Below are 25,770 nucleotides of genomic sequence, written 5' to 3'. Positions count from 1 at the left end.
TCGGCACGATGCCCCCGAAGGGGCGCGCAGGATCACTTCGGCGCCTTCGCGATTTCTGCCTGGACTTCATTGAACAATGGCTCGCCGACCGTATCGATCACGGTCTGAATCGCCGGCTTGGCCTGCTCGCGCATACGTTGGATTTCTTCAGGGCTGACCTTGTTGATCTCCATGCCGTGCTCTTCGATTTGCGCCAAGGCTTCGCGAGCTTCGGCACGGGTGTCCTCGCGCTCCGAATCACGCGACTTCTTCGCCGCGTCCATGATGATGTTCTGCTCGGTCTCGGACAGGCCATCCCACCAGCGCTTGGACGCTGTGACGATCCAAGGGCTGTAGACGTGATTGGTGACGCTCAGGTACTTCTGCACCTCATAGAATTTCGAGGAGAGGATGGTGTTGTAGGGGTTTTCCTGACCGTCGACCGCCTTGGTTTCCAGCGCGGTGAACAGTTCGGAGAACGGCAGCGGGACCGCATTGGCGCCCATCTGCTTGAACGTATCGATGAATACAGGGTTGGGCATCACGCGCAGTTTGATGCCGTTGAAGTCCTCCATCTTCTCGACCGGGCGCACGTTGTTGGTGAGATTGCGGAAGCCATTCTCCCAGTAGACCAGGCCAACCAGCCCTTTCTCTTCCAGCGCATCCATGACCTTCTGCCCTACCGGACCGTCGAGCACGTAATCCGCCTGCTTTTCGCTTTCAAAGAGGAACGGCGTATCCCACACCGCCATTTCCTCGGCGATGCCAACCAGCGTTGCCGTCGAGCCAACCATCATTTCCTGCGCTCCACCCATCAGCGCGTTCTGCATCTGATCGTCCGAACCCAGGCTAGCGGAGGCGAAGGTCCGCATCTTGAGCTTGCCGTCGGACGCCTTGGCGATTTCTTCGGCAAGGAGCTTCGCCGCCCTGCCCTGGTTGCTGTCTTCGTTGAGGCCATAACCAAAGCGGATCATGCGCGAACGAACGTCGTCAGCCGCCTGCGCGCTGACCGCGGTGATGGCGCTACCGAGCGTGGTGGCCGCCAGGGCCGCTATGAGAAATCGTTTCATGCTGTCTTACCTTTTGTTGTTGTGGATGAAATGAAGGTGAAGCTTTTCTCGCCAAGGCGAAACTTGAATGCCGCTGCGAAGCGAGTAGCTGCCCCGATCAGCGCAACCATTGCAGCGGCACGGTGATGATCGCCGGCACGGCTACCAGCAGTGCGACGATCAGCAAATAAATAACGAAGAATGGAATCACTCCGCGCACCAGTGTCTCCATGCGCAACCTGCCGATACCTCCGACAACGTTCAGCACAGTGCCCACCGGCGGCGTAATCAAACCGATGGAGCCGATCAATACGAACATCACGCCGAAGTACACCGGATCGATACCGGCCTTGACCGCGATAGGCGCCAGCACTGGGCCAAGGATGAGAATGGTCGGTGTCAGATCGAGCACCATGCCAATCGCAATCATCAGCACCATGATGGCAACCATCAGCAGCTTCGGATCTTGCGCCAGCGGGCCGAGCATCATGGCGATCTCGTCCGGCAACTGCGCCAGCGTGATCATGTAGCCGGAAACGATTGCCGCGGCACAGAGGAACATGACTGACGCCGTGGTACGGCTCGCGCGGGTCAGCACTTCTATTACGCCGCGCCAGTTGAGTTCGCGATACAGCAAGGTCGAAACGGCAAGCGCATAAACCGCTGCCACTACTGCTGCCTCGGTTGGCGTGAACAACCCGCCGCGCAAGCCGCCGACGATAATCACCGGGAGCATCAAAGCGGCTGCTCCGTCGACCAGCGCCTTGCGGCGCTCGGCACGGGTGGCTTTTTCCTGAGGGGGCTCTTCGATCTTGCGTGCGATCAACGTCCAGGCCACCACCAGACCCGCGCCCATAATCAAACCGGGCACCATACCGGCGAGGAACAGTTGACTGATCGACGTGTTGGTGACTACGCCATAAATCACGAAAGGCATCGAAGGCGGAATGATCGGGGCGATGATTCCGCCGGCCGCAACCAGGCCCGATGACGAACTCAACGGATAACCACGCTCGCGCATCATCGGCAGCAACAGCGTGGCCAGCGCGGCAGTGTCCGCCAGTGCCGAGCCGGACATGCTCGCTAGAAGCACCGAGGCCGCAATCGCGACATACCCGAGCCCACCACGCTTGTGGCCGAAATAGGCCTGCGCCATGTTGATGATGCGACGAGAAATGCCGCCGGCATTCATCAATTCACCGGCAAGAATGAAGAACGGCACGGCCAACAGTGGAAAGCTGTCGGCTCCGGCCTGAAGGTTCTGGGCCAGCAGTTGCACATCCCAGAAATCCAGATACCACATCAGCACCGCACCAGTGAGAATCAGCGCGAATGCGATCGGCATGCCGAAGGCCATGAAGCCAAACAGTGAAGAAAGGAAGACGACGACAGTCATGTACGGTCCTCAGGCGGGCATTGCCCTGTTGTTATCGATAAATCAGTCGGCCGTTACATTGGCGTCGGCGGCATGCGGCTGGGGCTGCCCGCGCCATACGTTCACGAGTTGCAAAAGCGCCAGGACCGTCAGCGCGATCATGCTGGCCATCACCGGTAGCATCGCTACTGCCAGCGGATAGCCCACCACCGGGCTATTGATGTTCCAGCCGAACTGCATCTGGTTCCATCCGCCCATAGCAGCCATGCCGCTGGCAACGGCCACCATCAGCCAGCTGACCGAATCGACCAGGCGGCGAAACAACTTTGGAAAACGATCACGGATCATGCTGAAAGCCATCAGTTCTCCGCGGCGCATACTCGACGCGACGCCAACGAAGACCAGCCAGACGAAGGCCAATCGCGAAAGCTCCTCGGCGCCAGTCCAACCGGTACCGAAGGCGTAACGCAGCACCACGCTGCTGAACACAACGATCACCATAAAAGCGAGCAAGCCTGCCATCAGCCAATCGGTGATCCGATCGAAGCTCTGCGCTATTTTTCCGCTGTAAATGGGTGCGGTGGTCAACTCAGCGCCGCGCTCCAGCTCTGTGTTAGCGCTATCAAGCGGGCGTGCGGAAAGATCCTCGCGATCGGCGATTTCAAGTCCAGATTCATGCTGCATCCAGCTGACGATTTCTTCGAGGACCTGCTCGCGCGACTGGCTGGCATCGACTACCAGCACACCAGGTTCGCCTTCCGGCGATTCGAGTGTGGCGAACTGGCTGTCCACCAGGGAAATCGGCATGAAATGCCCAGCACGGCCACCGACGCGCTGAACGGCCGTGTCGTAATCGATGGACAGATGCGCGAAACGCAAGGCCGGTACTGCGTCGCGTAATAGATCACGATAGCGGCGCTTGAGTGCAGAACAGGCCAGCACGAAGCCGACATCGTCTTCGATTGCCTTTTGCATCTCGATGATGAGTTTCTGCAGCCACTCGACACGATCGGCATCGGACAGCGGCGTGCCGGCACGCATGCGTGCGACATTTTCTTCGGGATGGAAGTTGTCGGCTTCGATATGGCGAAAACCCAGTGCATCGGCAACGGCGTGGCTGGTGTCGGTCTTACCAGAACCGCTGACACCCATGACCACCAGCGTGCGGCTGGTGACGGGAAGGTCGCTATTGGAGTGGAAATCCACTATCGGCTCTCCAGCAGCATCAATGTGCCGCGTTATGATTGTTGAGCCAGATGGTAGCGCTAACATATTTTAACTATAACTACCGTTCGTCGCTTTTCGACTCTGCCGAATGGTCGTCTTGTTGGCCTCGGTGCTTCGGTTTTCTCCGCGTGCTGACTACAATCGCCGCCGCATCCGAGGAGACCTGTAATGCCCAAAGCCATGGCACGCCACATCCTGGTAAAGACCGAAGCCGAGGCCGCACAGCTGAAAAAGTGCATCGCCAATGGCGAAGCCTTCGACGTGCTGGCGAAGAAGTACTCGACCTGCCCCTCGGGCAAGAAAGGTGGCGACCTGGGCGAGGTACGCCCCGGCCAGATGGTGCGCAGCATCGATCAGGTGATTTTCAAGAAGCCGTTGCGTGAAGTGCATGGGCCAGTGAAAAGTCAGTTCGGCTATCACTTGGTGCAGATCTTCTATCGCGACTGAGACTCGTCAGCTCACAGTACCGAAGCGCTGCAGCTGCATCTCCCGCAGCCGGCTCAGCGTGCGGCGAAAGGCGAACGAGAGATAGCCCTGGGTATAGAGCTCGTCCATCGGCACCTGCGCCTGCAGATACAGCGGTACCTGACGGTCATAGCATTCATCCACCAGCGCAATGAAACGCCTGACCGCATCGTCGCGTGCGGCCAGCTTGGGCAGTTCACGGTCCCCCGCTTCCACCCGAGCGGCCGCGTCTTCGGTGCCACGAGCGATGCGCCCTTCCCTCTGCTTGCTGCCTAGCCGTGGCACTTCGCTGATCAGGATTGAGGAGAAACGGTCGCACAGTTCGATGAAATCCAGTGCCGAAAACGGCTGCTCGCATAGATCGTCGAAACGACACCAAATTGCCGACTGGCTGCGATGCACCACCTGCAACGATCGTCGACCAATGACCACAGGATCATTGCTGACGGTGCCTTCAGCCAGCTCAGCGAACACCTGCTGCAATTCACCGCTGCATTCATCATCGCTGACCCAGTAACGCTGCAGCGCAGCACCGGGTCGCAGGCGATGGTCAGCGCCGCCATCCACACTTACCACCTGCATATGGTGCTCGATGGCGGTGACGGCAGGCAGAAAGCGCTCGCGATTGAAGCCATCGGCATACAACTGGCCGGGCAGCTGATTGGATGTGGCGACGATGACCACGCCTTGCTCGAACATCACCTCGAACAGGCGGCCTAGGATGATCGCATCGCCGATATCGGCCACGAACAGCTCGTCGAAACACAGCACACGGACCTCTTCGGCCAGCTCCCGTGCTAGCGCCCGCAGCGGATCGGCGGTGCCATTGAGCGCGAACAGCCGCATATGCACCCAGCGCATGAAGTGGTGAAAATGCTGCCGCCGCGACGGGACCTGCAAGCTGCGATGGAAGATATCCATCAGCCAGGTCTTGCCACGCCCCACCGGCCCCCACAGGTAGATACCACGAGGCGGACCCTCGATGGCGCCGGGCTGATGCAACGCCTGATAGCAGGTTTGCAGCAGCTCGACAGCACGCAGCTGCGCGGCATCGCTGACGAAACCGTCGCGAGCCATGGCCTGCTGATACAGGGCAAGCGGAGAGGCGTTATCCATGAAATAAGCCGACATCAATGATGGCCGCGATGGTAGCCCAGCAACGCCTGAAGCACAGCTCTGGCGCTGGACGATCAGAACCGCCGCGACGCAGCCATCAGCCTATCGGCCTGTTGGCGAATCTGGGTCAGCAACTCCAGCTGAGCGGGCGGCGATATTTCCTGAGCACGCACCAGTGCATACAGCGGTACCGGAATCGCCGGTTCCAGCGGGCGCGCCTGCACGGCATGATCGACACCGGCCAGCGCAGTAAGCGGATCGACCAAGGCCAACCCCTGCCCCGCCGCCACCAGCGAACGCGCCAGCTGGTAAGTCTGCACCCAGGTGTCGATACGCGGCGGCGGATCGAGCTCTTCGAGGTGGCCGCGTAACAGGCCGCCCAGCGCATCGCGCGTGTCCAGCCCAATCAGCGGCGCGCCGGCCAGCTCCTCCAGTCGCAAGGGGCGCGCCAGCTCAGCATCGGCCCACCAGTTGGCCGGCGCAATCACCATCATCTGTCCCTGCGCGAGCACCTCGCTGCTCAAGCCGGGATGCTCCACCGTTTGCAGCGTCAGCCCAAGATCGGCTTCGCGCAACAACAATGCCTCGACGATTTCCGCCGTGTGCTGGGTGGCGAGCTGGCACGGCGTACTGGCGAAACGGCTGCGCCAGCAGCGCAACGCTTCGGGCAGCAGCACCTGGGCCAGCGCGGGTGTGCAGATTAGCCGCAACGCCCGTTCCTCGCCGCGGCCGAGATTACCGGCCAGACGTCGAAGGCTCTGCAAGTCCGCAGCCAGACGTTCGGTTTCCTGTTGCAGGATGCGCGCTTCGGCAGTCGGCTGCAGCTTGCCGCGCACCCGATTGAACAGCGCGAAGCCGAGCTGCTGCTCGGCATGCTTGAGAATCTTGCTCGCCGCTGGCTGGGATATATGCAACAGCTGCGCAGCGGCGGTCAGGCTGCCGGTCTGCAGGATGGCCTGAAAGAGTTCGATGTGGCGAAGGCGCATATGCAGGTTCCCCAGTGGTTGGGACGAAGCATAACCCTGGGTTATGTGTTGCCTCCAACCTTTCATTGGCCGCTTCGCTGGTGCGGACTTAGGCTTCTGTCATCCATCTCACGGAGCGGCACGATGCGAATTGCGGTAATCGGCGGCGGCGTCATCGGGCTGACTACGGCCTATGCACTGGTGCGCCAGGGCCATCAGGTCGAGCTGATCGAGAAGCGCGACCAAGTGGCGCTGGAGACCAGTTTCGCCAATGGTGGCCAACTGAGTTATCGCTACGTATCACCGCTGGCCGATGCCGGCGTGCCCTTGCAAGCGCTCGGCTGGATGCTCCGCGGCAACGATGCCCCACTGCGTTTCCGACCCAAGATGAGCATGCAGCAGTGGCGCTGGTGCGCGCGTTTTCTGCTCGCCTGCCGCCGCTCGACCAATCGGCGCAACGCCGCGCATTTGCTGCGCCTGGCCCTTCATAGCCAGCAGGTGCTGCGCAACTGGCGCGAACAGGATGGACTGGACGATTTCGCCTGGCGCGCCAACGGCAAGCTGGTGATCTACCGCGACCGCGCCAGCCTGGACAAAGCCGCAGCGGGTTTGAATGGCGACGGCAATCAACAGCTGTTCGATGCCGATCAATGCGCAGCCATTGAGCCCGCATTGCAGCCTTTGGCTGACGCGCTGCAAGGCGGCATCTACTCGCCCGGCGACGAGGTCGCGGATTGCCATCTGTTCTGCCGACGATTGCTGGAACGGCTTGGCCGATCGCCGAACTTTCAACTGCACGGCGGCCAGACCGTCACCGCATTGCGCAGCGAGCAGGGCCGGGTATGCGCGGTGCGGCTCGGCCCTGAAGAACTGGCCGTGGATCATCTGGTGGTTGCCGCCGGGGCTGCCAGCGTGGCGCTGCTGCGGCCGCTTGGCATCGAACTGCCGATCTATCCGCTCAAGGGTTACAGCCTGACGTTGCCCTTGCGCAACCATGCCGGCATCCCCGACACCAACGTGACCGACTACGACAACAAGGTGGTCTACGCGCGCCTCGGCGATAACCTGCGGGTGGCGGCGATGGTTGATATCGGCGGCTGGGATGCGAGCCTGGACCAGGGACGAATCGCCATGTTGCAGCGCCTCGCCAGCGAGGCCTTCCCCGCCGCCGGGGACTATCGCAGCGCTACCCAGTGGGCCGGTCTGCGCCCCGCTACGCCTGAAGGTACGCCGCTGCTCGGCGCGACTGCGCTCGACAATCTCTGGCTCAACGTCGGACATGGCAGCCTCGGTTTAACCCTGGCCTGCGGTAGCGCCGACCTGCTTTGTGGTCTGATTGGCGACCAGCGCCCTGCCGTTGCGCTGGATGGCCTGACCCTTACATCCTGACTGCATCACCTGAAGAGGATTCCGCATGACCCTGCAACGTATCGAGACCAACGAGCGCATGTCCGCAGCCGTGACCTTCGCCAATCTGGTATTTCTGGCCGGACAGGTGCCGGATGACCGTAGCGAGGATGTCGCCGGGCAGACCCGCCAGGTGCTGGCGAAGATCGACAGGCTGCTGGCCGCGGCCGGGTCCGATCACTCGCGTATGCTGAGCGCACAGATCTGGCTGAAGGATATCGAAGCCGACTTCGCGGCCATGAACGCCGTCTGGAGCGAATGGCTCCCGGCTGGTTGCGCACCGGCGCGGGCCACCGTCGAAGCACGCCTCGCCTCGGCGGACGTGCTGGTTGAGATCATGGTGATTGCTGCCGCTGCCTGAATCTTCGTAGCTAGCTGGCTGCTGAGCCGACCCTTGTTTCACCCAATAACAACAACACGAGAGGGAATGACGATGAATCAGAAAATCCGTATTGGCTTGCTGGGCTGTGTCTTGGCGGGCTCGCTGAGTGCGACCGCAGCTGCGGCGCAGGAGCGTTTCGTCACCATCGGTACCGGCGGCCAGACCGGCGTCTACTACACCGCCGGCCAATCGGTGTGCCGCCTGCTCAACCGCGCCGAGGTACAGCCTGCGATCAAGTGCAACGCGCCCTCCACCGCCGGCAGCGTTACCAATATCGTCTCGTTACGTAACGGCGAATACGAGTTCGGCTTCATCCAGTCGGACCATCAGCACAAAGCGCTGCAGGGGCTCGCACCGTTCGACAAAGATGGTCCGATCGATGAGCTTCGGGCGGTGTTTTCCTTGCAGACCGAAATCCTCACCGTGGTGGCCCGGGCCGACAGTGGCATCAAGGCATTCGACGATCTCAAAGGAAAGCGAGTGAACATCGGCGTGCCCGGCTCCGGTAGCCGCGACACCTTCGACGAAGTCATGAAGGCCAAGGGCTGGACCAACGCCGACTTTGCCCTGGCCGGCGAGCTTAAGCCCGCGGAAATGGCTTCGGCGCTCGGCGACAACAACCTCGACGCCATCACCTATGTGGTCGGCCATCCCAGCGGCGCGATCCAGGAGGCGCTGACCAATGTCGAGGCCGAGCTGATCCCAGTCAGCGGTGAGGAAATCGAGAAGTTTCTCCAAGGTGCCGATTACTACACCGCCGCCGAAATTCCAGCCGGGCTCTACCCAGGCGTGGATGCGGCGGTGCCTTCGATTGGCGGCAAGGCCGTGCTGGCGACCACCGCTAAGGCCGACCCGGAAGTGGTGTATCAGCTGGTCAAATCCGTGTTCGACAACCTCGAACGATTCAAGCGCCTGCATCCTGCCTTCGCCAATCTGGAAGCCAAGGACATGATCCGCGTCGGCCTCACCGCCCCGCTCCACGAGGGCGCCGAGCGGTTCTATAAGGAAAAAGGCTGGTTGTGACCGAATGGCGCCGCTTTGACAGAGCGGCGCTTGCCATTAAGGCTGGTGGCGCCTACTGACAAACGTCAGCGAAATGCAAGCGCACGCGTCGGCGTGCATTTCGCTGTCGACCGTGACCACCGCCGCGATCCCGTTCAGCGCGTGGTTGCGTACGGTACCCGCGCTTTTCCCTGTAATCGGTATGACCATCGCGTTTACCCGCCTCGCTATATTTCTCTCGCCCCAGAACCTTTGGCTGATGACGCAGGCGACCAAACGGACACGCGAAGCCCTGTCGAATCGCGGCCATCCGCACTACAATGCACGCCCTTTACGCAACTCGCCTCTCGCGCCGGTCGAATCGACCGGGCTTGGTCGCGCCTGTGCCGCACCCCGGCCTCTCTGAAACCCCAGGACACCGCTTTGATCTCCACCGCTAATATAACGATGCAGTTTGGCGCTAAACCTCTGTTCGAGAACGTTTCCGTCAAGTTCGGCAACGGCAATCGCTACGGCCTGATCGGCGCCAACGGCTGCGGCAAGTCGACGTTCATGAAAATCCTCGGCGGCGATCTGGAGCCTTCCGGTGGCCAGGTGATGCTCGAACCCAACGTGCGCCTGGGCAAGCTGCGCCAGGATCAGTTCGCCTATGAAGACTTCAATGTCATCGACACGGTGATCATGGGTCACGAGGAGCTGTGGAAGGTCAAGGCCGAGCGCGAGCGCATCTATTCGCTGCCGGAGATGAGCGAAGAAGACGGCATGGCCGTGGCCGAGCTGGAAACTGAGTTCGCCGAGCTGGACGGCTACACCGCCGAATCCCGCGCGGGTGAATTGCTGCTGGGCCTGGGCATTCCGCTGGAACAGCACTTCGGCCCGATGAGCGAAGTAGCACCCGGCTGGAAGCTGCGCGTGCTCCTGGCGCAGGCGCTGTTCTCCGACCCGGAAGTACTGCTGCTCGACGAGCCGACCAACCACCTGGATATCAACACCATCCGCTGGCTGGAAGACATTCTCAAAGTCCGCAACAGCACCATGATCATCATTTCCCACGACCGGCACTTCCTCAACAGCGTGTGCACACACATGGCCGACCTGGATTACGGTGAGCTGCGTCTGTTCCCCGGCAACTACGACGAGTACATGACCGCGGCTACCCAAAGCCGCGAGCGCTTACTGTCGGACAACGCCAAGAAGAAAGCTCAAATCGCCGAGCTGCAGACATTCGTCAGCCGTTTTTCGGCCAACGCCTCGAAAGCCAAGCAGGCCACCTCGCGCGCCAAGCTGATCGACAAAATCCAGCTCGACGAAGTCAAGCCGTCCAGCCGCGTCAGCCCCTTCATCCGCTTCGAGCAAACCAAGAAACTGCACCGTCAGGCCGTGACGGTAGAAAGCCTGGCCAAGGGCTTCGACGGCAAACCACTATTCAAGAACTTCAGCTTCACCGTAGAGGCTGGCGAACGTGTCGCCATCATCGGCCCCAACGGCATCGGCAAGACCACCCTGTTGCGCACTCTGGTCGGCGATCTGCAGCCGGATGCCGGCTCGGTGAAGTGGACCGAAAGCGCTGACGTCGGCTATTACGCGCAAGATCATGCCGAAGATTTCGAAGATGACGCGACCCTGTTCGACTGGATGGGCCAGTGGACCCAGGGCGGCGAGCAGCTGGTGCGCGGCACTCTCGGCCGCATGCTGTTCTCCAACGACGAAATCCTGAAATCGGTGCGGGTAATTTCCGGTGGCGAGCAGGGCCGCATGCTGTTCGGCAAGTTGATCCTGCAAAAGCCCAACGTGCTGGTGATGGACGAACCGACTAACCACCTGGACATGGAATCCATCGAGGCGCTGAACCTGGCGCTAGAGAACTATCCGGGCACGCTGATTTTCGTCAGCCATGACCGCGAATTCGTCGGCTCGCTGGCCACCCGCATCATCGAGCTGTCCGACTCGGGCGTGACCGACTTCAGCGGCACCTATGACGATTACCTGCGCAGCCTCGGCGTGATCTAAGGGATCGCAGCGATAGAAGACGCCCCGCTAGTACGGGGCGTTTTTGCACCTGTACCCAGCTGACGCATCCAACTTCGCCCGAGCTTGGATCAGATCTACGGCAACAGTCGATAGAGGCGCTGGAGATACAGATAGTCGAACCACGCAACCTGATGCGCGATGACGATCAGCCAGAACGCCAGCTGGAACGACAGCTTGCGGGTTTTGTGTCGCAACCATTGCTGGGCGATCAATGCACCCGGCCAGCCACCGAGCAACTCGACCAGATGCAGCCGCGCCTCGGGTGTGCGCCAACCACTGCGCAACGCACTGCGTTTGTCACGCAGATACAGCCCAAAGGCCAGCAAACTAGCCAGTACGTATGCGAACAGCGGCCAGTTGCTGCCGTGCTCCGCCAATCGAAGGCTACCGAGCGCAGGCAGCAGACAGAGCAGGAAGAACCCCAGCGCTTTCAACAGCGGTTGCTGCAACGGACCGTTACGGCGTGCGCGCGGCGCGGGCTTCACAGACTGCGCGGGGCGGGATTTCGGCATGGACGGCTTGCGGCGAATGGCTGGCTCGTCGAGGGACAGCGGCGCATCAAGCCGGATATGCGTGGCACGCAGGCGCCCGGCCTTGTCGGGTTCGCTCAGATACAGCACCCGGTCGCCTTGCACGGGGCGACGCGCGCCACGCATGGCCGAGATATGTGCGAAAACATCACCACTACCCAGCTCCGGCCGGATGAAGCCAAATCCTTTCTGGTCGTCCCAGCTTTTAAGCTGACCGCGTAATTCCATGACGGGTGATCCGGTTGGCAGGGACCGGGATTCTAATGCGTCGTTCGGTGCATGACGAGCCGCCCCAACCGCTTATCGGGGTGATGCGTAGCGGCGCTCGAGGAAATCCAGCAACAGTCGGTTGACCTGTTCGGGCTGCTCACTCTGTACCCAGTGGCCACAGTCGCTGAGCAGGTGCTGCTCAAGGTCTGGGACCCAGGAGAGCATCTTCTGCAATGTATGCGCTTCTAGCGTGCCTACCGGGTCCTTGTCCCCCAGCAGGAAAAGTGCCGGCTGCTCGACCTTGCGCTCGGCCAGCGGCGCGGTTCGCTCCCAGTTACGTTCGAAATTCCGATACCAGTTCAGCGCACCGCGAAAACCGCGCCCCTCGAAGGTCCGTACGTAGATGGCAAAGGCTTCCGGATCACACCAGGCCGGCGGCGAGCCGGGATCCTGCATGCCGAGATAGAGCGTGCTGCCGGCAGGCTTGTCTTGCAGGAAAAAGTTCTTCGGGACGGCCGCCGAGGTGTTATGCATCATCATCCGCAAGGTGCGCGGAATGCCTGGATCCAGCTCGGCCTCGGCAACGCCCGGCTGCTGAAAATAAAGGATGTAGTGGAAGCGATCGGAGAACTGGCTGCGGATGATGTCGATGGCAGGCTTTTTTGGGCGGCCGCCATAAGGTACGGCCATGGCAGCCACGGCGCGGGCCCGCTCCGGCTCGAGGAGTGCCAGGTGCCATGCAACCGGTGCGCCCCAGTCATGCCCTATCACGGCCACCGAGCAGTGCCCGAGCTGGTCCATCGCAGCCTGGATGTCGCCACATACGGTGATCAGGTCGTAACTCGCGACATCATCCGGTGCGCTGCTTTGGCCGTAGCCGCGCATCTCCGGAACCACCACCCGGTAGCCTGCATCGGCCAATGCCTGCATCTGATGTCGCCACGAGTACCAGCTTTCAGGAAAGCCGTGCAGCAACCAGACCACAGGGCCCTCTGCCGGCCCGGCGCTATAGACGCTAAGCGTAATACCATTGACCGACAGCAGTTGGTGTTCGTATTCGTGCACGGGGCGCTCCTTCAGCAATGGCCTCAAGGCGCTCAACCCGCCGCGGTGCTCCAGTCGATCAGGCTGAACTGCCAAGTCGCCAGGATGATGATGCCGAAGACGATTCGGTACCAGGCAAATGCCGCATAGCTATGGTTGCCTATGAATTTCAGCAATGCCCGCACCGCCAGCATCGCGAAGATGAACGATGTGACGAAGCCTATCGCGAACACCGGGAAGTCGCCCGGCTGGAACAGGTCGCGGTACTTGTAGCCCGAGTACACCGCGGCGCCAACCATGGTCGGCATCGCCAGAAAGAAGGAGAACTCGGTAGCTGCCTTGCGCGACAGGCCGAACAGCAGACCACCGATGATGGTGGCGCCAGAGCGCGAGGTACCCGGAACCAGCGCAAGGCATTGAGCGAAACCGACCTTCAACGCGTGGATCCAGCGCATGTCGTCGACGGTTTCGGCCTGCACTTCATGCTGGCGTTTTTCCGCCCAGAGCATCACCACGCCACCGATGACCAGCGCGGTTGCCACGGTGATCGGGTTGAACAGATATTCGTGAATCAGGTCAGCGAAGGCCACGCCCAGTACCACAGCCGGCATGAATGCCACCAGCAGATTGGCGGTGAACTTCTGCGCTTGCCGCTCTTTAGGCAAGCCGACCACGACGTCGATGATCTTGCGGCGGTACTCCCAAACCACAGCCAGAATCGCGCCCAGCTGAATGATGATGTTGAAAGCAAGCGCCCGTTCGCCACCGAACCCGATCAGGTCGGCAACGATGATCTGGTGTCCGGTGCTGGAGACCGGCAGGAACTCCGTGATGCCCTCAACCACCCCTAGAAGCAACGCCTGAAAGGCAACCCAAAGATCCATCTACTCCCCAATAGCGGTGCAGACCACCGCGCTTGAATATGCAACGAAGGTATATGTCAGATAGCCACACAGGGCGCTGTTCTGACTCGCTGGTGCCAAGTAAATTCAATGCATCGACATACGGCGCTCATCTTTTTTTTTGAGCGGCCGAAAAGCTATTCGATGGCCCAGCAATAGACGCTGGGGTCTTGCGACTCATCAGGCAGGCACGGCGCCAAGCTCCTGCGAAGCAATACACGAATAATAATTAAGATAAGCGTTCAACAGGAGCGTACAAACCCATGAATCTGCTAAGAAATTTTCCGATCAGCAAACGCCTTTGGCTGATCCCGGCGTTAGCAATCGCCATGCTTTTCATCCTCGGCCTGTTGATGATTCAGCAAGTGCGGACCGACCTGTACAAAGGCAAGCAGGTCATGACGCAAAACATCGTCGAGACCGCCAACGGCATTCTGAGCCATTACCAGCAACTCGAAGCGAACGGCTCGCTGAGTACTGCCGAGGCGCAAAAGGCGGCGATGGACCAGATTCGCCTGCTCCGCTATGGGCAGGACGATTACTTCTGGATCAACGACATGAAGCCGACAATGCTCATGCATCCGATGAAGCCGGAGCTCGATGGCCAGGACCTGTCCAAGACCAAGGATCCGAACGGCAAGGAGCTGTTCAACGAAATGGTTCGGGTTGCACAGCGTCAGGGCGCGGGTCTGGTGGACTATCAGTGGGCGAAGCCGGGAGAGGTAGATCCCGTACCGAAGATTTCCTATGTCGAACTGTTCAAGCCTTGGGGTTGGATCATCGGCACGGGCATCTATGTCGACGATGTCGAAGCAGAGTTCCAGCGGTATGTGGTTCGCTTTTCGATCATTGGCCTGGTGATCGCCTCGCTGATGGCCGTGCTGGTCGCCATTCTGATTCGCAGCATTACCAAACCGCTGCGCGACTCCATGCAGGCCATGGCCAACATAGCCAGCGGCGAAGCCGACCTCACGCGTAGCCTCGACGTCTCGGGCAATGACGAGTTAACGACTTTAAGTCGTGACTTCAACACCTTCACTCACAAGCTCCGTACGGTCATCACCCAACTGTTTGAAACGTCAGGCTCGCTAGACCAGTCATCCAGCGCCCTCGGTGGGCTGGCCGGCCAGGCTCACAAACAAAGCCAGCAGCAATCCCAGCAGATGGAACTGGTCGCCACGGCCATCAACGAAGTGACTTACGCGGTGCAGGAAGTGGCAAAGAATGCCGAGCATGCGTCGAACGAGGTGAACGACGCGGAGAAGCAGGCCGATCTAGGGCAGCGCAATATCGATGCCAGCCTGCAACAAATCGATCAACTGTCGACGACGATCAACGAGGCGGTTGGGGTGATTCAATCGCTGGCCGAAGAAACCACCCAGATCGGCTCGGTCCTCGAAGTCATCGGGTCGATTGCCGAACAGACCAATCTCCTCGCGCTGAACGCCGCAATCGAGGCGGCACGTGCCGGTGAACAGGGACGCGGTTTTGCCGTTGTGGCTGACGAGGTCCGCCTGTTGGCGCAGCGCACCCAGACCTCGACGGCGGAAATTCACACGATGATCGAACGCCTGCAGAAGAACTCGGGAGCTGCGGTCACCGTCATCATGAATAGCAGCCGCGCGTCACAGGCTACAGTTGAACAGGCCAGTCAGGCCGGTGAGAGCCTTGGCCAGATCGCTCAGGCGCTACGCAATCTGTCAGGCCTGAATGCTTCGATTGCCAGTGCGACGTTACAGCAGAGCCACGTCGTCGAGGACATCAATCAGAACGTCACTCAGGCAGCCGGACTGGCGCAGGAAAGCACCCTGGCTGCCGAACAATCGAGCGCGGCAGGCAAACAACTTGGTGATTTGGCAGAACAGTTGAATCGATTACTCAAACAATTCAAAGTCTGACCGTAGACTTACCGCTGGTAGTTCATATGGCCAGTTCCCGCAGGAACTGGCCTTTTTATTTCGACCATCCACTGCGACTTTTCGCCACGCTCCAAGTACTCAAAACGGAACGCCAAGCGTAAAGATGACTGCCCTTGAACTGCTGCAGGCCCGTCAGCATCAGGCTTTCAGAGCCCGATTAATCCAAACCTCGCGCTCGCAACTAATCCTATACCTTCGGCTAATTGCAAAAATCTCCAGCAATTACGAACTGTCTGTGTGACTTATCAGTCCTCTGTGTACATCAATGGATATGTAAGCCAATGCCGGCAGCCTGGCGGCAGGCTCAATCCGAATTTTGGTATCACCTAGAGAGACATGCCCCCATGAACAGCCCCCTTCGTTTCAACGACGCCCTACTTATTACTGACCGAGCCTTCAAGCCGTTCCAGTGCGTCGCCTGGACGCTGCTCGAAGGCAACGGCGACCTCAGCATCACCGTGGTGGATGGCAGCGAGTCTCGCGCTGTCGGCCATTGCAAACTGTCCAGCAATGTCTATTCCGATCCGGTCAAGCTTGGCAAATCCTTAGAGCAGGCACGGGCCGATCTGAGCCGTCAGGGCGTTCACTTCGCCCCCTGGCACATGCCCGAATAAGCTTCGGCTTCGAAAGCAAAAGGCCCGGTCGCGCAAGCACCGGGCCTTTTGCGTTGCGTTCGCGGTACCGCCACGCATCGCCGCCCCGCTTGTTCGACTGATCCATTCGCCTGTTTCACGGTCCCAGCAATAAGTGAATCAAAAGGAGCGAGCCATGAAAGGTGCAGAAGCCTACGTCAATGATCAGTGGCATAGCAGCGGGCTGGCAAATCTGCCAGAAGGGCCCGAGGCGCATTGCATTACCTTGAAGTTCATCATTCCCCGCGATGCTCAATTCACCGGACTGATCAATCATGTATGCGAAGTCGCGCAACGGCGGCTGAGCGAGTTCTATGAAGGCCGCAAAGTAACGCACAAACCAGTGGTGGGTTCGGTCGTCGGGGACGGTAGCGGTGATGGCGTAGACCTCGTTTTCGATGTCGCCCCCGCAAACTGAGCAGCTATCACGAGGGAGCGGAACCATGACCAGTCAACAGCTCACACTCGACGAAGCCATGCGTATCAGCGAGATGGCTTTTCTACCCTGCCACGTCACCACCGTGGCGGATCATGAGGACGCCAGCTTTTCGCTGCGAGTAACCAACGCAGCGGGCGATGAAGCTCTTTCCATTGCTCATATTGCACGCACCCAATACGCAACGCCGCTGCACCTTGCCGGGCTGCTGGAACATGCGCGTCTGCAGCTCAGCAAAGACGGGATATCGCTGAGCCCGTGGTCCATGCCTGAGCAGCCGGGTATCACCGGATGACCACCCTCACCTGCCGAGACTCTGAATGACTCCTTTCGATTGGCAGCGCATGCTGCTGGATAGCTTTCCTCCGATGTTTATCGCTGAGGTGGCGCTACGGGCGTTCTTTGCCTTCTGTGCGGTCTTTTTGTTTCTGAAGATCAGCGGACGTCGCGGTATCAGGCAGCTGTCGCTGTTCGAACTGGTAGTGATCCTGACCCTCGGTTCCGCCGCCGGTGATGTGTCGTTTTATGAGGATGTACCGCTACTGCCCGTTGCCGCGGTGTTCGTTACTTTACTTGGGCTTTACCGGCTCACGGTATGGGCGTCGGGCCACAGCGAGCGATTCTCAAACTGGATGGAAGGCAAGCCGGTAACGATCATCAAGGACGGGCTGTATGAGCTGAACAGCCTGGAAGGATTGAACATTTCGTCCGATGAATTCTTCATGGAGTTGCGCCAGCAAGGCGTCGAGCACCTGGGGCAGGTTCGCCTGGGCATTCTTGAAACCGACGGCGACGTGAGCCTTTTTTTCAACGACGACGACTCGATACGTCCCGGGTTACCGGTTCTACCCACAGAGTACCGGCCTGCATATCAGCAGGCGCCCTCCAGCGGTCTATATGCCTGCACGCGCTGCGGATACCCGCAAGTGATCGGCGAACAGCAGCAGGCGACTTGTCCTCGTTGCCAGAACCAGCACTGGTGCATTGCGCTTAGCAATCCGCGCTTGCGCTGACATGCGGCACGAACCCACTCCGCCGACATCGGTCACTTATAAAGACGGTCCGCGCGAAGAGTCCTCAGCGCGGTTGCGCTTTTCATTCGCGATTCAGGAGCATTCCTATGCTAGGCGACTATTCCTCGATAAATGAACATCTCGAAACCGCACGAAAGCACGCTGACCATGCTGAGACAAGCGCGGATCCGGCAATTTATCGCGAAGCGATCGACGAGTTGGTAGCCGCGATACGGCTGTTGATGCGTAACAGCCAGGAAAAGGAAAGCTGATCGCACTATGCGCCGGCCCTTTCCGGGGTATGTTGCGGTCCCTTACCAGGCTTGCCGGCCACGCCGTCCAGGGCCGAATGATGTTTGAAAGAGGAGTTTCGAATGCTGGTCGATCAGAGCAGTGAGACTCCTCTAGGCTCGGCGGAAGGCGTGCGCCCGGTGCCAGCGGACGAGCAACACGATACGGGCACTCCCCTGTGCCCCCCGCTTCCTACCGATCTTCATTACGTCGACGACCGCAGCCCCGGCATCAGTCGCCGCGTGTTGAGAAAAAAATTTGCGTACTTTTTGCCAAGCGGCGAGCGCATTCGTGATGCGGCAGAGATTTCGCGGATCAACAAGCTGGCTATTCCTCCGGCCTATACCGACGTCTGGATATGCCCAGATCCGCAAGGCCATATGCAGGCCACCGGGCGCGACGCACGCGGTCGCAAACAATATCGCTATCACGCTCGCTGGCGGGAAATTCGCGACAGCAACAAGTACGAACGCATCTTGGCGTTCGGCGCGGCTCTGCCCAGGCTGCGTGCTCGTCTGGAGCAACAGCTGTCCTTGCGCGGCATGCCGCGGGAAAAGGTCATGGCGCTTGTCGTGCAACTGCTCGAATCGACATTGATCCGTGTCGGCAACTCACGATACGCGCGGGACAACCGCTCCTACGGTCTGACGACGTTACGCACGCGCCATGTGGATGTACGGGGCGCGGCGATTCGCTTTCAATTTCGCGGCAAGAGCGGCGTAGAGCATCAGGTCACGCTGAAGAATCAGAGACTGGCGCGCATCATGCGCCGCTGCATGGAGCTGTCCGGCCAACATCTCTTCCAGTATCTGGACGAGGACGGTCAGCGCCATCCGGTCAATTCAAGCGACGTGAATCAATTCCTGCAGGATATGACCGGTGGCGATTTCACGGCCAAGGACTATCGCACCTGGGCAGGCAGCGCGCTGGCCCTTGAGTATCTGCGCAAATGTGACTGGCAACCGGAAGCGGTTGCGCGCCGCAATCTGGTCGAAACGGTCAAGGATGTCTCCCGACAGCTGGGTAACACACCAGCGGTGTGTCGCCAGTGCTACATACACCCCGACGTGCTCGATGCTTTTGTTGCAGGTGAACTTGCGCGGCTGCCCAAGGCGCGAAAACGTAAATGGTTGAGCAGCGCGGAGGTCACGCTTCTGAATTTCCTTACTGACCGCAATCCGGTGTGACGCACTTACTGGTAAAGCGTTACCCGGTTGCGCCCCGCCGATTTGGAGATATACAGCGCACTGTCGGCCCGCTCGATCAATTGCGCATAGCCAGTTGTGGGCTGGCTGAGATCGGCGACGCCAAGGCTGACGGTCAAGCGAATGCTATTACCTTCGTAGACAACTTCATGCGCCTCGATGGATTGACGCAGCCTTTCGGCGACTGATACTGCGCCCTCACTATCGGTATCAGGTAGCAAAACCACGAACTCCTCACCGCCGTAGCGCCCTGCGATATCAGCGTCCCGCATGTTGTTACGAATGACGTCAGCCGTCTGCTGAATGACGGCATCGCCAGTCTGGTGACCATAGGTGTCGTTGATTTTCTTGAAATGATCGATGTCGAACATCACCAGCGCCGCGTTGCGGTCGTAGCGGCGATGCCGTGCATACTCCTGACGCAGCATCTCTTCCCAATGCCCTCGGTTGAACAGACCTGTCAGGCGGTCGGTGCTCGATAGCCGTTGCAGCTCCCGGTTCGCCGCTTGCAGCTGGCGGCGGTTGGTTGCGACATCGGTCACGTCATAGATGATCAGGCAAATCTGCTCGATGCCGCCACCGAGCCCCTTCAAAGGCAGCAGTGTGGTGTTCTGGTACATGAAATCTTCCAGTCCGGTGATCGGCTGGTAATTCTTGAATCGCAACAGATAGGGGCGCTGTTCCCAGACAGTGAACGAAGGCGTGCCGAGCGTTGCGACGTTCTCTACCTTACGCCGGAACCACTGCTCGTCGACTTCCGGAAACAGCTCGAAGAATGATTTCTTTCGCGCTTCTTCAGGTAACCGCCCGGATCGGTTCTCCATGAACGTATTCCACACATCGATGCGGTATTGGCGATCCATCACCACAACACCAACGTCAATGCTCTGAACGATTGCCAGCAGCCCGTGAAGTTCGCTCAGATTGTTCGAGTCGGACATGCTCAGTCCATCAGGTACGCGAGTTTACGGGACAGCAGCTCAACCGAATCTTCGGTGAACAGCAACAGCAGGTCGAAATGTACATCGTGAGCTTCAATGCTGTAGCTGATTTCCACCGCAAGGGTATTTTTCCAGCGATGGCGGTTCACGCGGATGAGCTCATCGATCGATGCGTGCTGGCCCAGCACTTGCGGATGCCCCTGAGAAAACACGACATCGATCTGATCGGCGATACCGCTCAGGCACGCGCTGATCAACAGACTCGACAGATCGAGCAGCATCTCAAGTTCGCGGTAATCCTCCGCGCCCATCAAGACCGCCATGTCGGCCATTTCCGAGTCATGAAAAATCAGCAACGCCTCGCCGGCAATACCGCCGCCAATATATCCCTGGCAGACGGCCGTGAGCTTGTCCCCTTGAGCCGCGTCGGCAAGCGCCATATGCAGTTCGCCGACTTCGAAAATGTTCACATTGGGAATAGGCAACTGAACGAAAACGCCGAGAACTCGCGCCAGGAGCGCTGCTGCACGTCCCATCGCGACGTTCACTACTTCGCGAAACGCGTCGCGAAACGGGATATGTCCGGTATTCCTTTGACCAAGCGAAGGCATTTCATCGCCTAACAACACTAAGCTTGCCAGCGTCTGTTGCAGATGTACCGGATCGGCGGGTTTGCGGATGAATGCAAGCGCGCCCAACTCCAGCACGCGTCGCACGGCCTCGTCCTGAACGTCCGCCGAGATGACGATGACTTTGCATTCGAGGCATTCGTGGCGAAGCGCGCCAAGCACCTGATAGCCGTCCATGTCCGGCATCGTCAGATCGAGCAGTAGCGCATCGATGCCGCCTTCACGAATACGTTCGAGCGCCTCGCGGCCACTCGACGCCTGGTGAATATCCAGTGGCCAGGCAGCCGGTAGCGCACGCAGCAGCTGCTTGCGCGCCAGGCTCGAATCATCACAAATCAATAGGGAAACGGCAGACATGCAGCGCTCGCTCACGTGGTCAGCCTCCAGAACCTGAACAGCTTATCCCAGCAAACGAGCGCCGTGGCGGTGACATACAACGATAATGGCATTTAGCCACATGGCTGGCGGAAACACCCATCGTTTAGGCGGTTAAGCCTTAATAGTAGGCGTTATCACGATTGGTATGGTCAGTTACGTCGCGCACCCCTTTGAGCTCGGGAATCCGCTCCAGCAGCGTTTTTTCGATACCTTCCTTGAGCGTAACGTCAGCCTGTCCACATCCTTGGCAGCCGCCACCGAACTGCAGCACGGCCACTCCTTCGTCGACCACGTCGATCAAGGTGACCTGACCACCGTGGCTGGCAAGCCCCGGGTTGATTTCGGTTTGCAGGTAGTAGTTGATGCGCTCGTTCAACGGGCTGTCTTCGTTGACCATGGGGACTTTGGCGTTGGGGGCCTTGATGGTCAGCTGGCCGCCCATGCGATCGGTGGCGTAATCCACCAAAGCGTCTTCCAGAAAGGGCTCGCTGACACCATCGATCCACGCCGTGAAACGCTTTAGCGCAATCGCAACGTCATCCGGCTTTTCTTCCCCAGGCTTGCAATAGGCGATGCAGGTTTCGGCGTATGGCGTACCGGGCTGAGTGATGAAGACCCGGATGCCAATTCCGGTGGTGTTCTGCTTTTCGAGCAGCTCGGCCAGGTAATCGTGTGCAGCTTCGGTAATGGTAATGGCGCTCATGGGAACTCCTCTCATACATGCCCGGCAGTGTACGCCAACCGATGCGCAGGATAAAGTCCTAGTGTTTTAGTAGGAAATAGCACGGATTCATCCCTTACGCTCCGCAGTTCAACATGAGCAAAACTCATTCAAATCCGCGGGCGATCAAATAGCGTGCAGCTTTGTTATCATTCCCGGTCCCGTAATCAGCTCCCAGGTAGTTCCCATGTTTGACCGCAACGCCCGTCTCCAGGCACTCCAGCAGGCGCTCAAGGAGCGCATCCTGATTCTCGACGGCGGCATGGGCACCATGATCCAGAGCTACAAACTGGAGGAGTCCGATTACCGCGGTGAGCGTTTCGCCGATTGGCCGCAGGATCTCAAAGGCAATAACGACCTGTTGATCCTCACTCGCCCGGACGCCATTAGCGCAATCGAGAAGGCGTACTTCGACGCCGGCGCGGATATCGTCGAAACCAATACCTTCAACGCCACCCGCGTGTCCCAAGCTGACTACGGCATGGAAGAGCTGGTTTACGAGTTGAACGTCGAAGGCGCCCGCCTCGCCCGCCAGGCAGCCGATGCGAAGACGGCGGAAACACCGGACAAACCCCGTTTTGTCGCCGGCGTGCTCGGCCCAACCAGCCGCACTTGCTCGCTCTCACCGGACGTGAACAATCCCGGCTACCGCAACGTCACCTTCGATGAACTGGTGGAGAATTACACCGAAGCCACCCGCGGTCTGATCGAGGGCGGTTCGGATCTGATCCTGATCGAAACCATCTTCGACACGCTCAACGCGAAAGCCGCGATCTTCGCCGTACAAGGCGTGTTCGAAGAGCTCGGCTTCGAGTTGCCGATCATGATTTCCGGCACCATCACCGATGCCTCCGGTCGCACGCTGTCCGGGCAAACCACCGAGGCCTTCTGGAACTCCGTACGGCACGCAAAACCGATCTCCGTCGGGCTGAACTGCGCACTGGGCGCCAAGGAGCTACGGCCGTATCTGGAAGAGCTGTCGAACAAGGCCGAGACCCATGTTTCGGCGCACCCCAACGCCGGTTTGCCGAACGCCTTCGGTGAATACGATGAAAGCCCCGAGGAAATGGCCAGGGTTGTCGAGGAGTTTGCCGCCAGCGGCTTCCTCAATATCGTTGGCGGTTGCTGCGGCACTACCCCCGCGCACATCGAGGCGATCGCCAAGGCCGTCGCTCAGTATGCGCCGCGAGCCCTCCCGGACATCCCTAAAGCCTGCCGACTCTCCGGCCTCGAGCCCTTCACCATTGATCGCAGCTCGCTATTCGTCAACGTTGGCGAGCGGACCAACATCACCGGTTCGGCGAAATTTGCCCGCTTGATTCGCGAGGAAAACTACACCGAGGCGCTGGAAGTCGCCCTGCAACAGGTAGAAGCCGGCGCCCAGGTGATCGACATCAACATGGACGAGGGCATGCTGGATTCGAAGAAGGCCATGGTGACCTTCCTCAATCTGATCGCCGGCGAACCGGACATCTCCCGCGTACCGATCATGATCGACTCCTCCAAATGGGAGGTAATCGAGGCGGGTCTGAAATGCATTCAGGGCAAAGGGATCGTCAACTCGATTTCCATGAAGGAAGGCGTCGAGGCCTTCAAGCATCACGCCCGCCTGTGCAAGCGCTACGGCGCCGCCGTGGTGGTAATGGCCTTCGATGAAGCTGGCCAGGCCGACACCGCCGCACGCAAGCGCGAGATTTGCCAGCGCAGCTACGACATTCTGGTCAACGAGGTGGGCTTCCCGCCGGAAGACATCATTTTCGACCCGAACATCTTCGCCATCGCCACCGGCATCGAAGAACACAACAACTACGCCGTGGACTTCATCGAAGCCTGCGCCTACATCCGCGACAACCTTCCCTACGCATTGACTTCCGGCGGCGTGTCGAACGTGTCGTTCTCGTTCCGCGGCAACAACCCGGTGCGCGAGGCGATCCACTCGGTCTTCCTCTATTACGCCATCCAGAACGGCCTGACGATGGGCATCGTCAACGCCGGACAGCTGGAGATCTATGACGAAATTCCGAAGGTGCTTCGTGATGCCGTCGAGGATGTGGTGCTCAATCGCACGCCCAATGGCACCGAGGCGCTACTGGCCATTGCCGATGAGTTCAAAGGCGATGGCAGCGTCAAGGAAGCGGAAACCGAGGAGTGGCGTAGCTATACCGTCGAGAAACGATTGGAACATGCCTTGGTCAAGGGCATCACCACGCACATCGTCCAGGACACCGAAGAGTGCCGCCAGCAGTGCGCACGCCCGATCGAAGTTATCGAAGGCCCGTTGATGAGTGGCATGAACGTGGTCGGCGACCTGTTCGGCTCGGGCAAGATGTTTCTGCCGCAGGTGGTCAAATCGGCCCGCGTGATGAAGCAGGCGGTCGCGCACCTGATCCCATTCATCGAAGCTGAAAAAGGCGACAAGCCCGAGGCCAAGGGCAAGATCCTCATGGCTACGGTCAAGGGCGACGTACATGACATTGGCAAGAACATCGTCGGCGTGGTGCTCGGTTGCAACGGCTACGACGTGGTGGACATGGGTGTGATGGTCCCGGCGGAGAAAATTCTGCAGACCGCCATCGCCGAGAAGTGCGACATCATCGGCCTGTCCGGTCTGATCACCCCGTCGCTGGATGAAATGGTGCATGTGGCCAGGGAAATGCAGCGCCAAAACTTCAGCCTGCCCCTGATGATTGGCGGTGCTACGACGTCCAAGGCCCACACCGCTGTAAAGATCGATCCACACTACAAGAACGATGCCGTGGTCTACGTCACCGACGCCTCGCGCGCGGTGGGTGTCGCCACGACGCTGTTGTCGAAGGAATTGAAGCCGGCCTTCGCCACGAAAACTCGCGAAGAATACGCGATGATTCGCGAGCGCACCGCCAACCGCAGCGCCCGCACCGAACGCCTCACCTACGCCAAAGCCATCGCCGCCAAACCCGAGTTCGACTGGAGCGATTATTCGCCGGTCAAACCGACCTTCACGGGTAGGAAGGTGCTTGAGGATATCGATCTGCGCACCCTGGTCGATTACATCGACTGGACGCCGTTCTTCATTGCCTGGGATCTGGCCGGCAAATATCCACGCATTCTCGAGGACGAAGTCGTCGGTGAAGCCGCAACCGCTCTGTTTGGCGATGCTCAGGCGATCCTCAACAAGCTGATCGACGAAAAGTTGATCAAGGCCCGTGCCGTGTTCGGGTTCTGGCCCGCCAATCAGGTCGACGAAGACGACATTGAAGTCTTCAACGACAGCGGAGAAACCTTGGCAACCCTGCACCATCTGCGCCAGCAGACGGTGAAGACCGACGGCAAGCCGAACTTCTCCCTGGCCGATTTTGTGGCGCCGAAGAACAGTGGCGTGACCGACTACATTGGCGGCTTCATTACCACTGCCGGTATCGGGGCCGAAGAGGTCGCCAAGGCCTATCAGGAAGCCGGCGATGACTACAATTCAATCATGGTGAAGGCGCTCGCCGATCGCCTGGCTGAAGCCTGCGCCGAATGGCTGCATGAGCAGGTGCGCAAGTCCTGGTGGGGCTATGCGCCGGAAGAGCAGCTGAGCAATGAAGAGCTGATCAAGGAACAGTACAAAGGCATCCGCCCTGCCCCCGGCTACCCCGCTTGCCCCGACCATACCGAAAAGAGCGCCCTGTTCCAGTTACTCGATGCCGATGGCATCAGCCAGGTCACGCTGACCGAACATTTCGCGATGTTCCCAACGGCGGCCGTCAGCGGCTGGTATTTCGCACATCCGCAGGCGCAATACTTCGCGGTTGGCAAGATCGACAAGGATCAGACCGAAAGCTACAGCAAACGCAAAGGTCAGGAGCTGGCCGTGACTGAGCGCTGGTTGATGCCTAACCTGGGATACGACGACTAACGAAGCAATGTCGGCCTGTAGGAGCGGGAGTAACGCGTGGC

24 protein-coding genes and 1 pseudogene are annotated in these 25,770 nt (G+C 59.5%); 14 read left to right on the top strand and 11 right to left on the bottom strand.

Annotated elements, in window-relative coordinates; all coding sequences use genetic code 11:
* Positions 1–32: 32 nt before the first annotated feature.
* The 3 genes from V6943_RS12060 to V6943_RS12050 all read right to left on the bottom strand — a co-directional run bounded on the left by V6943_RS12060 (position 33) and on the right by V6943_RS12050 (position 3,555).
* A complete protein-coding gene (locus V6943_RS12060) occupies positions 33–1,049 on the bottom strand; it encodes a TRAP transporter substrate-binding protein (RefSeq protein ID WP_181103670.1) in 1,017 nt (338 codons plus the stop codon).
* Between the two features lie 97 nt (positions 1,050–1,146).
* Positions 1,147–2,424, bottom strand: coding sequence for a TRAP transporter large permease (locus V6943_RS12055; RefSeq protein WP_181103672.1), 1,278 nt, complete (start codon positions 2,422–2,424; stop codon positions 1,147–1,149).
* A 42-nt stretch (positions 2,425–2,466) separates the two neighbouring features.
* A complete protein-coding gene (locus V6943_RS12050) occupies positions 2,467–3,555 on the bottom strand; it encodes a gluconokinase, GntK/IdnK-type (protein ID WP_340553735.1) in 1,089 nt (362 codons plus the stop codon).
* 243 nt (positions 3,556–3,798) lie between these two features.
* Here V6943_RS12050 and V6943_RS12045 point away from each other — a divergent pair, with 243 nt between their 5' ends.
* The gene (locus V6943_RS12045; protein ID WP_340553592.1) at positions 3,799–4,077 is read left to right on the top strand and encodes a peptidylprolyl isomerase; all 279 of its coding nucleotides are present in this window, start codon (positions 3,799–3,801) and stop codon (positions 4,075–4,077) included.
* A gap of 6 nt (positions 4,078–4,083) precedes the next feature.
* Here the strand turns inward: V6943_RS12045 and zapE are convergent, their stop codons facing one another.
* Both zapE and V6943_RS12035 read right to left on the bottom strand, forming a co-directional pair.
* Positions 4,084–5,211 (bottom strand): cell division protein ZapE, encoded by a 1,128-nt coding sequence (gene zapE, locus V6943_RS12040; protein WP_340553591.1) that lies wholly within the window; start codon positions 5,209–5,211, stop codon positions 4,084–4,086.
* 74 nt (positions 5,212–5,285) lie between these two features.
* On the bottom strand, positions 5,286–6,197 hold the full coding sequence (locus tag V6943_RS12035) for a LysR family transcriptional regulator (RefSeq protein WP_340553590.1): 912 nt from the start codon (positions 6,195–6,197) through the stop codon (positions 5,286–5,288).
* Between the two features lie 123 nt (positions 6,198–6,320).
* Here V6943_RS12035 and V6943_RS12030 point away from each other — a divergent pair, with 123 nt between their 5' ends.
* The 4 genes from V6943_RS12030 to V6943_RS12015 all read left to right on the top strand — a co-directional run bounded on the left by V6943_RS12030 (position 6,321) and on the right by V6943_RS12015 (position 10,977).
* On the top strand, positions 6,321–7,565 hold the full coding sequence (locus tag V6943_RS12030) for a D-amino acid dehydrogenase (RefSeq protein ID WP_340553589.1): 1,245 nt from the start codon (positions 6,321–6,323) through the stop codon (positions 7,563–7,565).
* Positions 7,566–7,590: 25 nt separating this feature from the next.
* Positions 7,591–7,944 (top strand): RidA family protein, encoded by a 354-nt coding sequence (locus tag V6943_RS12025; RefSeq protein WP_131648691.1) that lies wholly within the window; start codon positions 7,591–7,593, stop codon positions 7,942–7,944.
* Positions 7,945–8,016: 72 nt separating this feature from the next.
* Positions 8,017–8,988 carry a TAXI family TRAP transporter solute-binding subunit gene (locus V6943_RS12020; protein WP_181103678.1) on the top strand — a complete coding sequence of 324 codons (972 nt, stop codon included), beginning with the start codon at positions 8,017–8,019 and terminating at the stop codon, positions 8,986–8,988.
* A gap of 402 nt (positions 8,989–9,390) precedes the next feature.
* A complete protein-coding gene (locus tag V6943_RS12015; protein WP_131648689.1) occupies positions 9,391–10,977 on the top strand; it encodes an ABC-F family ATPase in 1,587 nt (528 codons plus the stop codon).
* A gap of 95 nt (positions 10,978–11,072) precedes the next feature.
* Here V6943_RS12015 and V6943_RS12010 read toward each other — a convergent pair whose 3' ends face one another.
* The 3 genes from V6943_RS12010 to V6943_RS12000 all read right to left on the bottom strand — a co-directional run bounded on the left by V6943_RS12010 (position 11,073) and on the right by V6943_RS12000 (position 13,666).
* Positions 11,073–11,756 carry a DUF1294 domain-containing protein gene (locus tag V6943_RS12010; protein ID WP_181103680.1) on the bottom strand — a complete coding sequence of 228 codons (684 nt, stop codon included), beginning with the start codon at positions 11,754–11,756 and terminating at the stop codon, positions 11,073–11,075.
* Between the two features lie 72 nt (positions 11,757–11,828).
* A complete protein-coding gene (locus V6943_RS12005) occupies positions 11,829–12,803 on the bottom strand; it encodes an alpha/beta fold hydrolase (RefSeq protein WP_340553588.1) in 975 nt (324 codons plus the stop codon).
* Positions 12,804–12,835: 32 nt separating this feature from the next.
* Positions 12,836–13,666, bottom strand: coding sequence for an undecaprenyl-diphosphate phosphatase (locus V6943_RS12000; RefSeq protein WP_340553587.1), 831 nt, complete (start codon positions 13,664–13,666; stop codon positions 12,836–12,838).
* Positions 13,667–13,947: 281 nt separating this feature from the next.
* Between V6943_RS12000 and V6943_RS20450 the strand changes: the two are divergent.
* From V6943_RS20450 to V6943_RS11965, 8 genes and pseudogenes are all read left to right on the top strand, one after another.
* Positions 13,948–14,724: pseudogene (locus V6943_RS20450) on the top strand (cache domain-containing protein); the annotation flags it as partial.
* A 123-nt stretch (positions 14,725–14,847) separates the two neighbouring features.
* Positions 14,848–15,582, top strand: a complete 735-nt coding sequence (locus V6943_RS20445) for a methyl-accepting chemotaxis protein (protein ID WP_371924043.1) — start codon at positions 14,848–14,850, stop codon at positions 15,580–15,582.
* Between the two features lie 365 nt (positions 15,583–15,947).
* Positions 15,948–16,217, top strand: coding sequence for a hypothetical protein (locus tag V6943_RS11990; protein ID WP_131648684.1), 270 nt, complete (start codon positions 15,948–15,950; stop codon positions 16,215–16,217).
* 154 nt (positions 16,218–16,371) lie between these two features.
* Entirely contained in the window at positions 16,372–16,653 is a 282-nt protein-coding gene (locus V6943_RS11985) for a hypothetical protein (RefSeq protein ID WP_131648683.1), read from the top strand.
* 25 nt (positions 16,654–16,678) lie between these two features.
* A complete protein-coding gene (locus tag V6943_RS11980; protein WP_340553585.1) occupies positions 16,679–16,966 on the top strand; it encodes a hypothetical protein in 288 nt (95 codons plus the stop codon).
* Positions 16,967–16,991: 25 nt separating this feature from the next.
* Positions 16,992–17,684 carry a DUF421 domain-containing protein gene (locus V6943_RS11975; RefSeq protein ID WP_131648681.1) on the top strand — a complete coding sequence of 231 codons (693 nt, stop codon included), beginning with the start codon at positions 16,992–16,994 and terminating at the stop codon, positions 17,682–17,684.
* A gap of 107 nt (positions 17,685–17,791) precedes the next feature.
* On the top strand, positions 17,792–17,956 hold the full coding sequence (locus tag V6943_RS11970; RefSeq protein WP_165914197.1) for a hypothetical protein: 165 nt from the start codon (positions 17,792–17,794) through the stop codon (positions 17,954–17,956).
* 102 nt (positions 17,957–18,058) lie between these two features.
* Positions 18,059–19,162: a DNA topoisomerase IB gene (locus tag V6943_RS11965; protein ID WP_340553584.1), complete on the top strand. Its 1,104-nt coding sequence runs from the start codon at positions 18,059–18,061 to the stop codon at positions 19,160–19,162.
* A gap of 5 nt (positions 19,163–19,167) precedes the next feature.
* On the opposite strand, the gene V6943_RS11960 is transcribed toward V6943_RS11965, so the two are convergent.
* From V6943_RS11960 to nfuA, 3 genes are all read right to left on the bottom strand, one after another.
* On the bottom strand, positions 19,168–20,121 hold the full coding sequence (locus V6943_RS11960; RefSeq protein WP_340553583.1) for a GGDEF domain-containing protein: 954 nt from the start codon (positions 20,119–20,121) through the stop codon (positions 19,168–19,170).
* Positions 20,122–20,123: 2 nt separating this feature from the next.
* Positions 20,124–21,107, bottom strand: coding sequence for a response regulator (locus V6943_RS11955; RefSeq protein ID WP_340553582.1), 984 nt, complete (start codon positions 21,105–21,107; stop codon positions 20,124–20,126).
* A 139-nt stretch (positions 21,108–21,246) separates the two neighbouring features.
* Positions 21,247–21,831: a Fe-S biogenesis protein NfuA gene (gene nfuA, locus V6943_RS11950; protein WP_131648677.1), complete on the bottom strand. Its 585-nt coding sequence runs from the start codon at positions 21,829–21,831 to the stop codon at positions 21,247–21,249.
* 205 nt (positions 21,832–22,036) lie between these two features.
* Here nfuA and metH point away from each other — a divergent pair, with 205 nt between their 5' ends.
* Positions 22,037–25,729 carry a methionine synthase gene (gene metH / locus V6943_RS11945; protein WP_181103705.1) on the top strand — a complete coding sequence of 1,231 codons (3,693 nt, stop codon included), beginning with the start codon at positions 22,037–22,039 and terminating at the stop codon, positions 25,727–25,729.
* The last annotated feature ends 41 nt before the right edge of the window (positions 25,730–25,770 follow it).

Source organism: Pseudomonas sp. CBC3, from assembly GCF_037967085.1.
In the GTDB taxonomy this organism is placed as follows: Bacteria; Pseudomonadota; Gammaproteobacteria; order Pseudomonadales; family Pseudomonadaceae; genus Stutzerimonas.
Note: the sequence above shows the minus strand (reverse complement) of the source record. Positions and strands in the feature narration are given on the sequence as shown.

Coding starts and splice junctions, on each gene's coding strand:
- V6943_RS12060 (WP_181103670.1), bottom strand. CDS start 1,049: ATGAAACGATTTCTCATAGCGGCCCTGGCGGCCACCACGCTCGGTAGC.
- V6943_RS12055 (WP_181103672.1), bottom strand. CDS start 2,424: ATGACTGTCGTCGTCTTCCTTTCTTCACTGTTTGGCTTCATGGCCTTC.
- V6943_RS12050 (WP_340553735.1), bottom strand. CDS start 3,555: ATGGGTGTCAGCGGTTCTGGTAAGACCGACACCAGCCACGCCGTTGCC.
- V6943_RS12045 (WP_340553592.1), top strand. CDS start 3,799: ATGCCCAAAGCCATGGCACGCCACATCCTGGTAAAGACCGAAGCCGAG.
- zapE (WP_340553591.1), bottom strand. CDS start 5,211: ATGGATAACGCCTCTCCGCTTGCCCTGTATCAGCAGGCCATGGCTCGC.
- V6943_RS12035 (WP_340553590.1), bottom strand. CDS start 6,197: ATGCGCCTTCGCCACATCGAACTCTTTCAGGCCATCCTGCAGACCGGC.
- V6943_RS12030 (WP_340553589.1), top strand. CDS start 6,321: ATGCGAATTGCGGTAATCGGCGGCGGCGTCATCGGGCTGACTACGGCC.
- V6943_RS12025 (WP_131648691.1), top strand. CDS start 7,591: ATGACCCTGCAACGTATCGAGACCAACGAGCGCATGTCCGCAGCCGTG.
- V6943_RS12020 (WP_181103678.1), top strand. CDS start 8,017: ATGAATCAGAAAATCCGTATTGGCTTGCTGGGCTGTGTCTTGGCGGGC.
- V6943_RS12010 (WP_181103680.1), bottom strand. CDS start 11,756: ATGGAATTACGCGGTCAGCTTAAAAGCTGGGACGACCAGAAAGGATTT.
- V6943_RS12000 (WP_340553587.1), bottom strand. CDS start 13,666: ATGGATCTTTGGGTTGCCTTTCAGGCGTTGCTTCTAGGGGTGGTTGAG.
- V6943_RS20445 (WP_371924043.1), top strand. CDS start 14,848: ATGGAACTGGTCGCCACGGCCATCAACGAAGTGACTTACGCGGTGCAG.
- V6943_RS11990 (WP_131648684.1), top strand. CDS start 15,948: ATGAACAGCCCCCTTCGTTTCAACGACGCCCTACTTATTACTGACCGA.
- V6943_RS11985 (WP_131648683.1), top strand. CDS start 16,372: ATGAAAGGTGCAGAAGCCTACGTCAATGATCAGTGGCATAGCAGCGGG.
- V6943_RS11980 (WP_340553585.1), top strand. CDS start 16,679: ATGACCAGTCAACAGCTCACACTCGACGAAGCCATGCGTATCAGCGAG.
- V6943_RS11975 (WP_131648681.1), top strand. CDS start 16,992: ATGACTCCTTTCGATTGGCAGCGCATGCTGCTGGATAGCTTTCCTCCG.
- V6943_RS11970 (WP_165914197.1), top strand. CDS start 17,792: ATGCTAGGCGACTATTCCTCGATAAATGAACATCTCGAAACCGCACGA.
- V6943_RS11965 (WP_340553584.1), top strand. CDS start 18,059: ATGCTGGTCGATCAGAGCAGTGAGACTCCTCTAGGCTCGGCGGAAGGC.
- V6943_RS11960 (WP_340553583.1), bottom strand. CDS start 20,121: ATGTCCGACTCGAACAATCTGAGCGAACTTCACGGGCTGCTGGCAATC.
- V6943_RS11955 (WP_340553582.1), bottom strand. CDS start 21,107: ATGTCTGCCGTTTCCCTATTGATTTGTGATGATTCGAGCCTGGCGCGC.
- nfuA (WP_131648677.1), bottom strand. CDS start 21,831: ATGAGCGCCATTACCATTACCGAAGCTGCACACGATTACCTGGCCGAG.
- metH (WP_181103705.1), top strand. CDS start 22,037: ATGTTTGACCGCAACGCCCGTCTCCAGGCACTCCAGCAGGCGCTCAAG.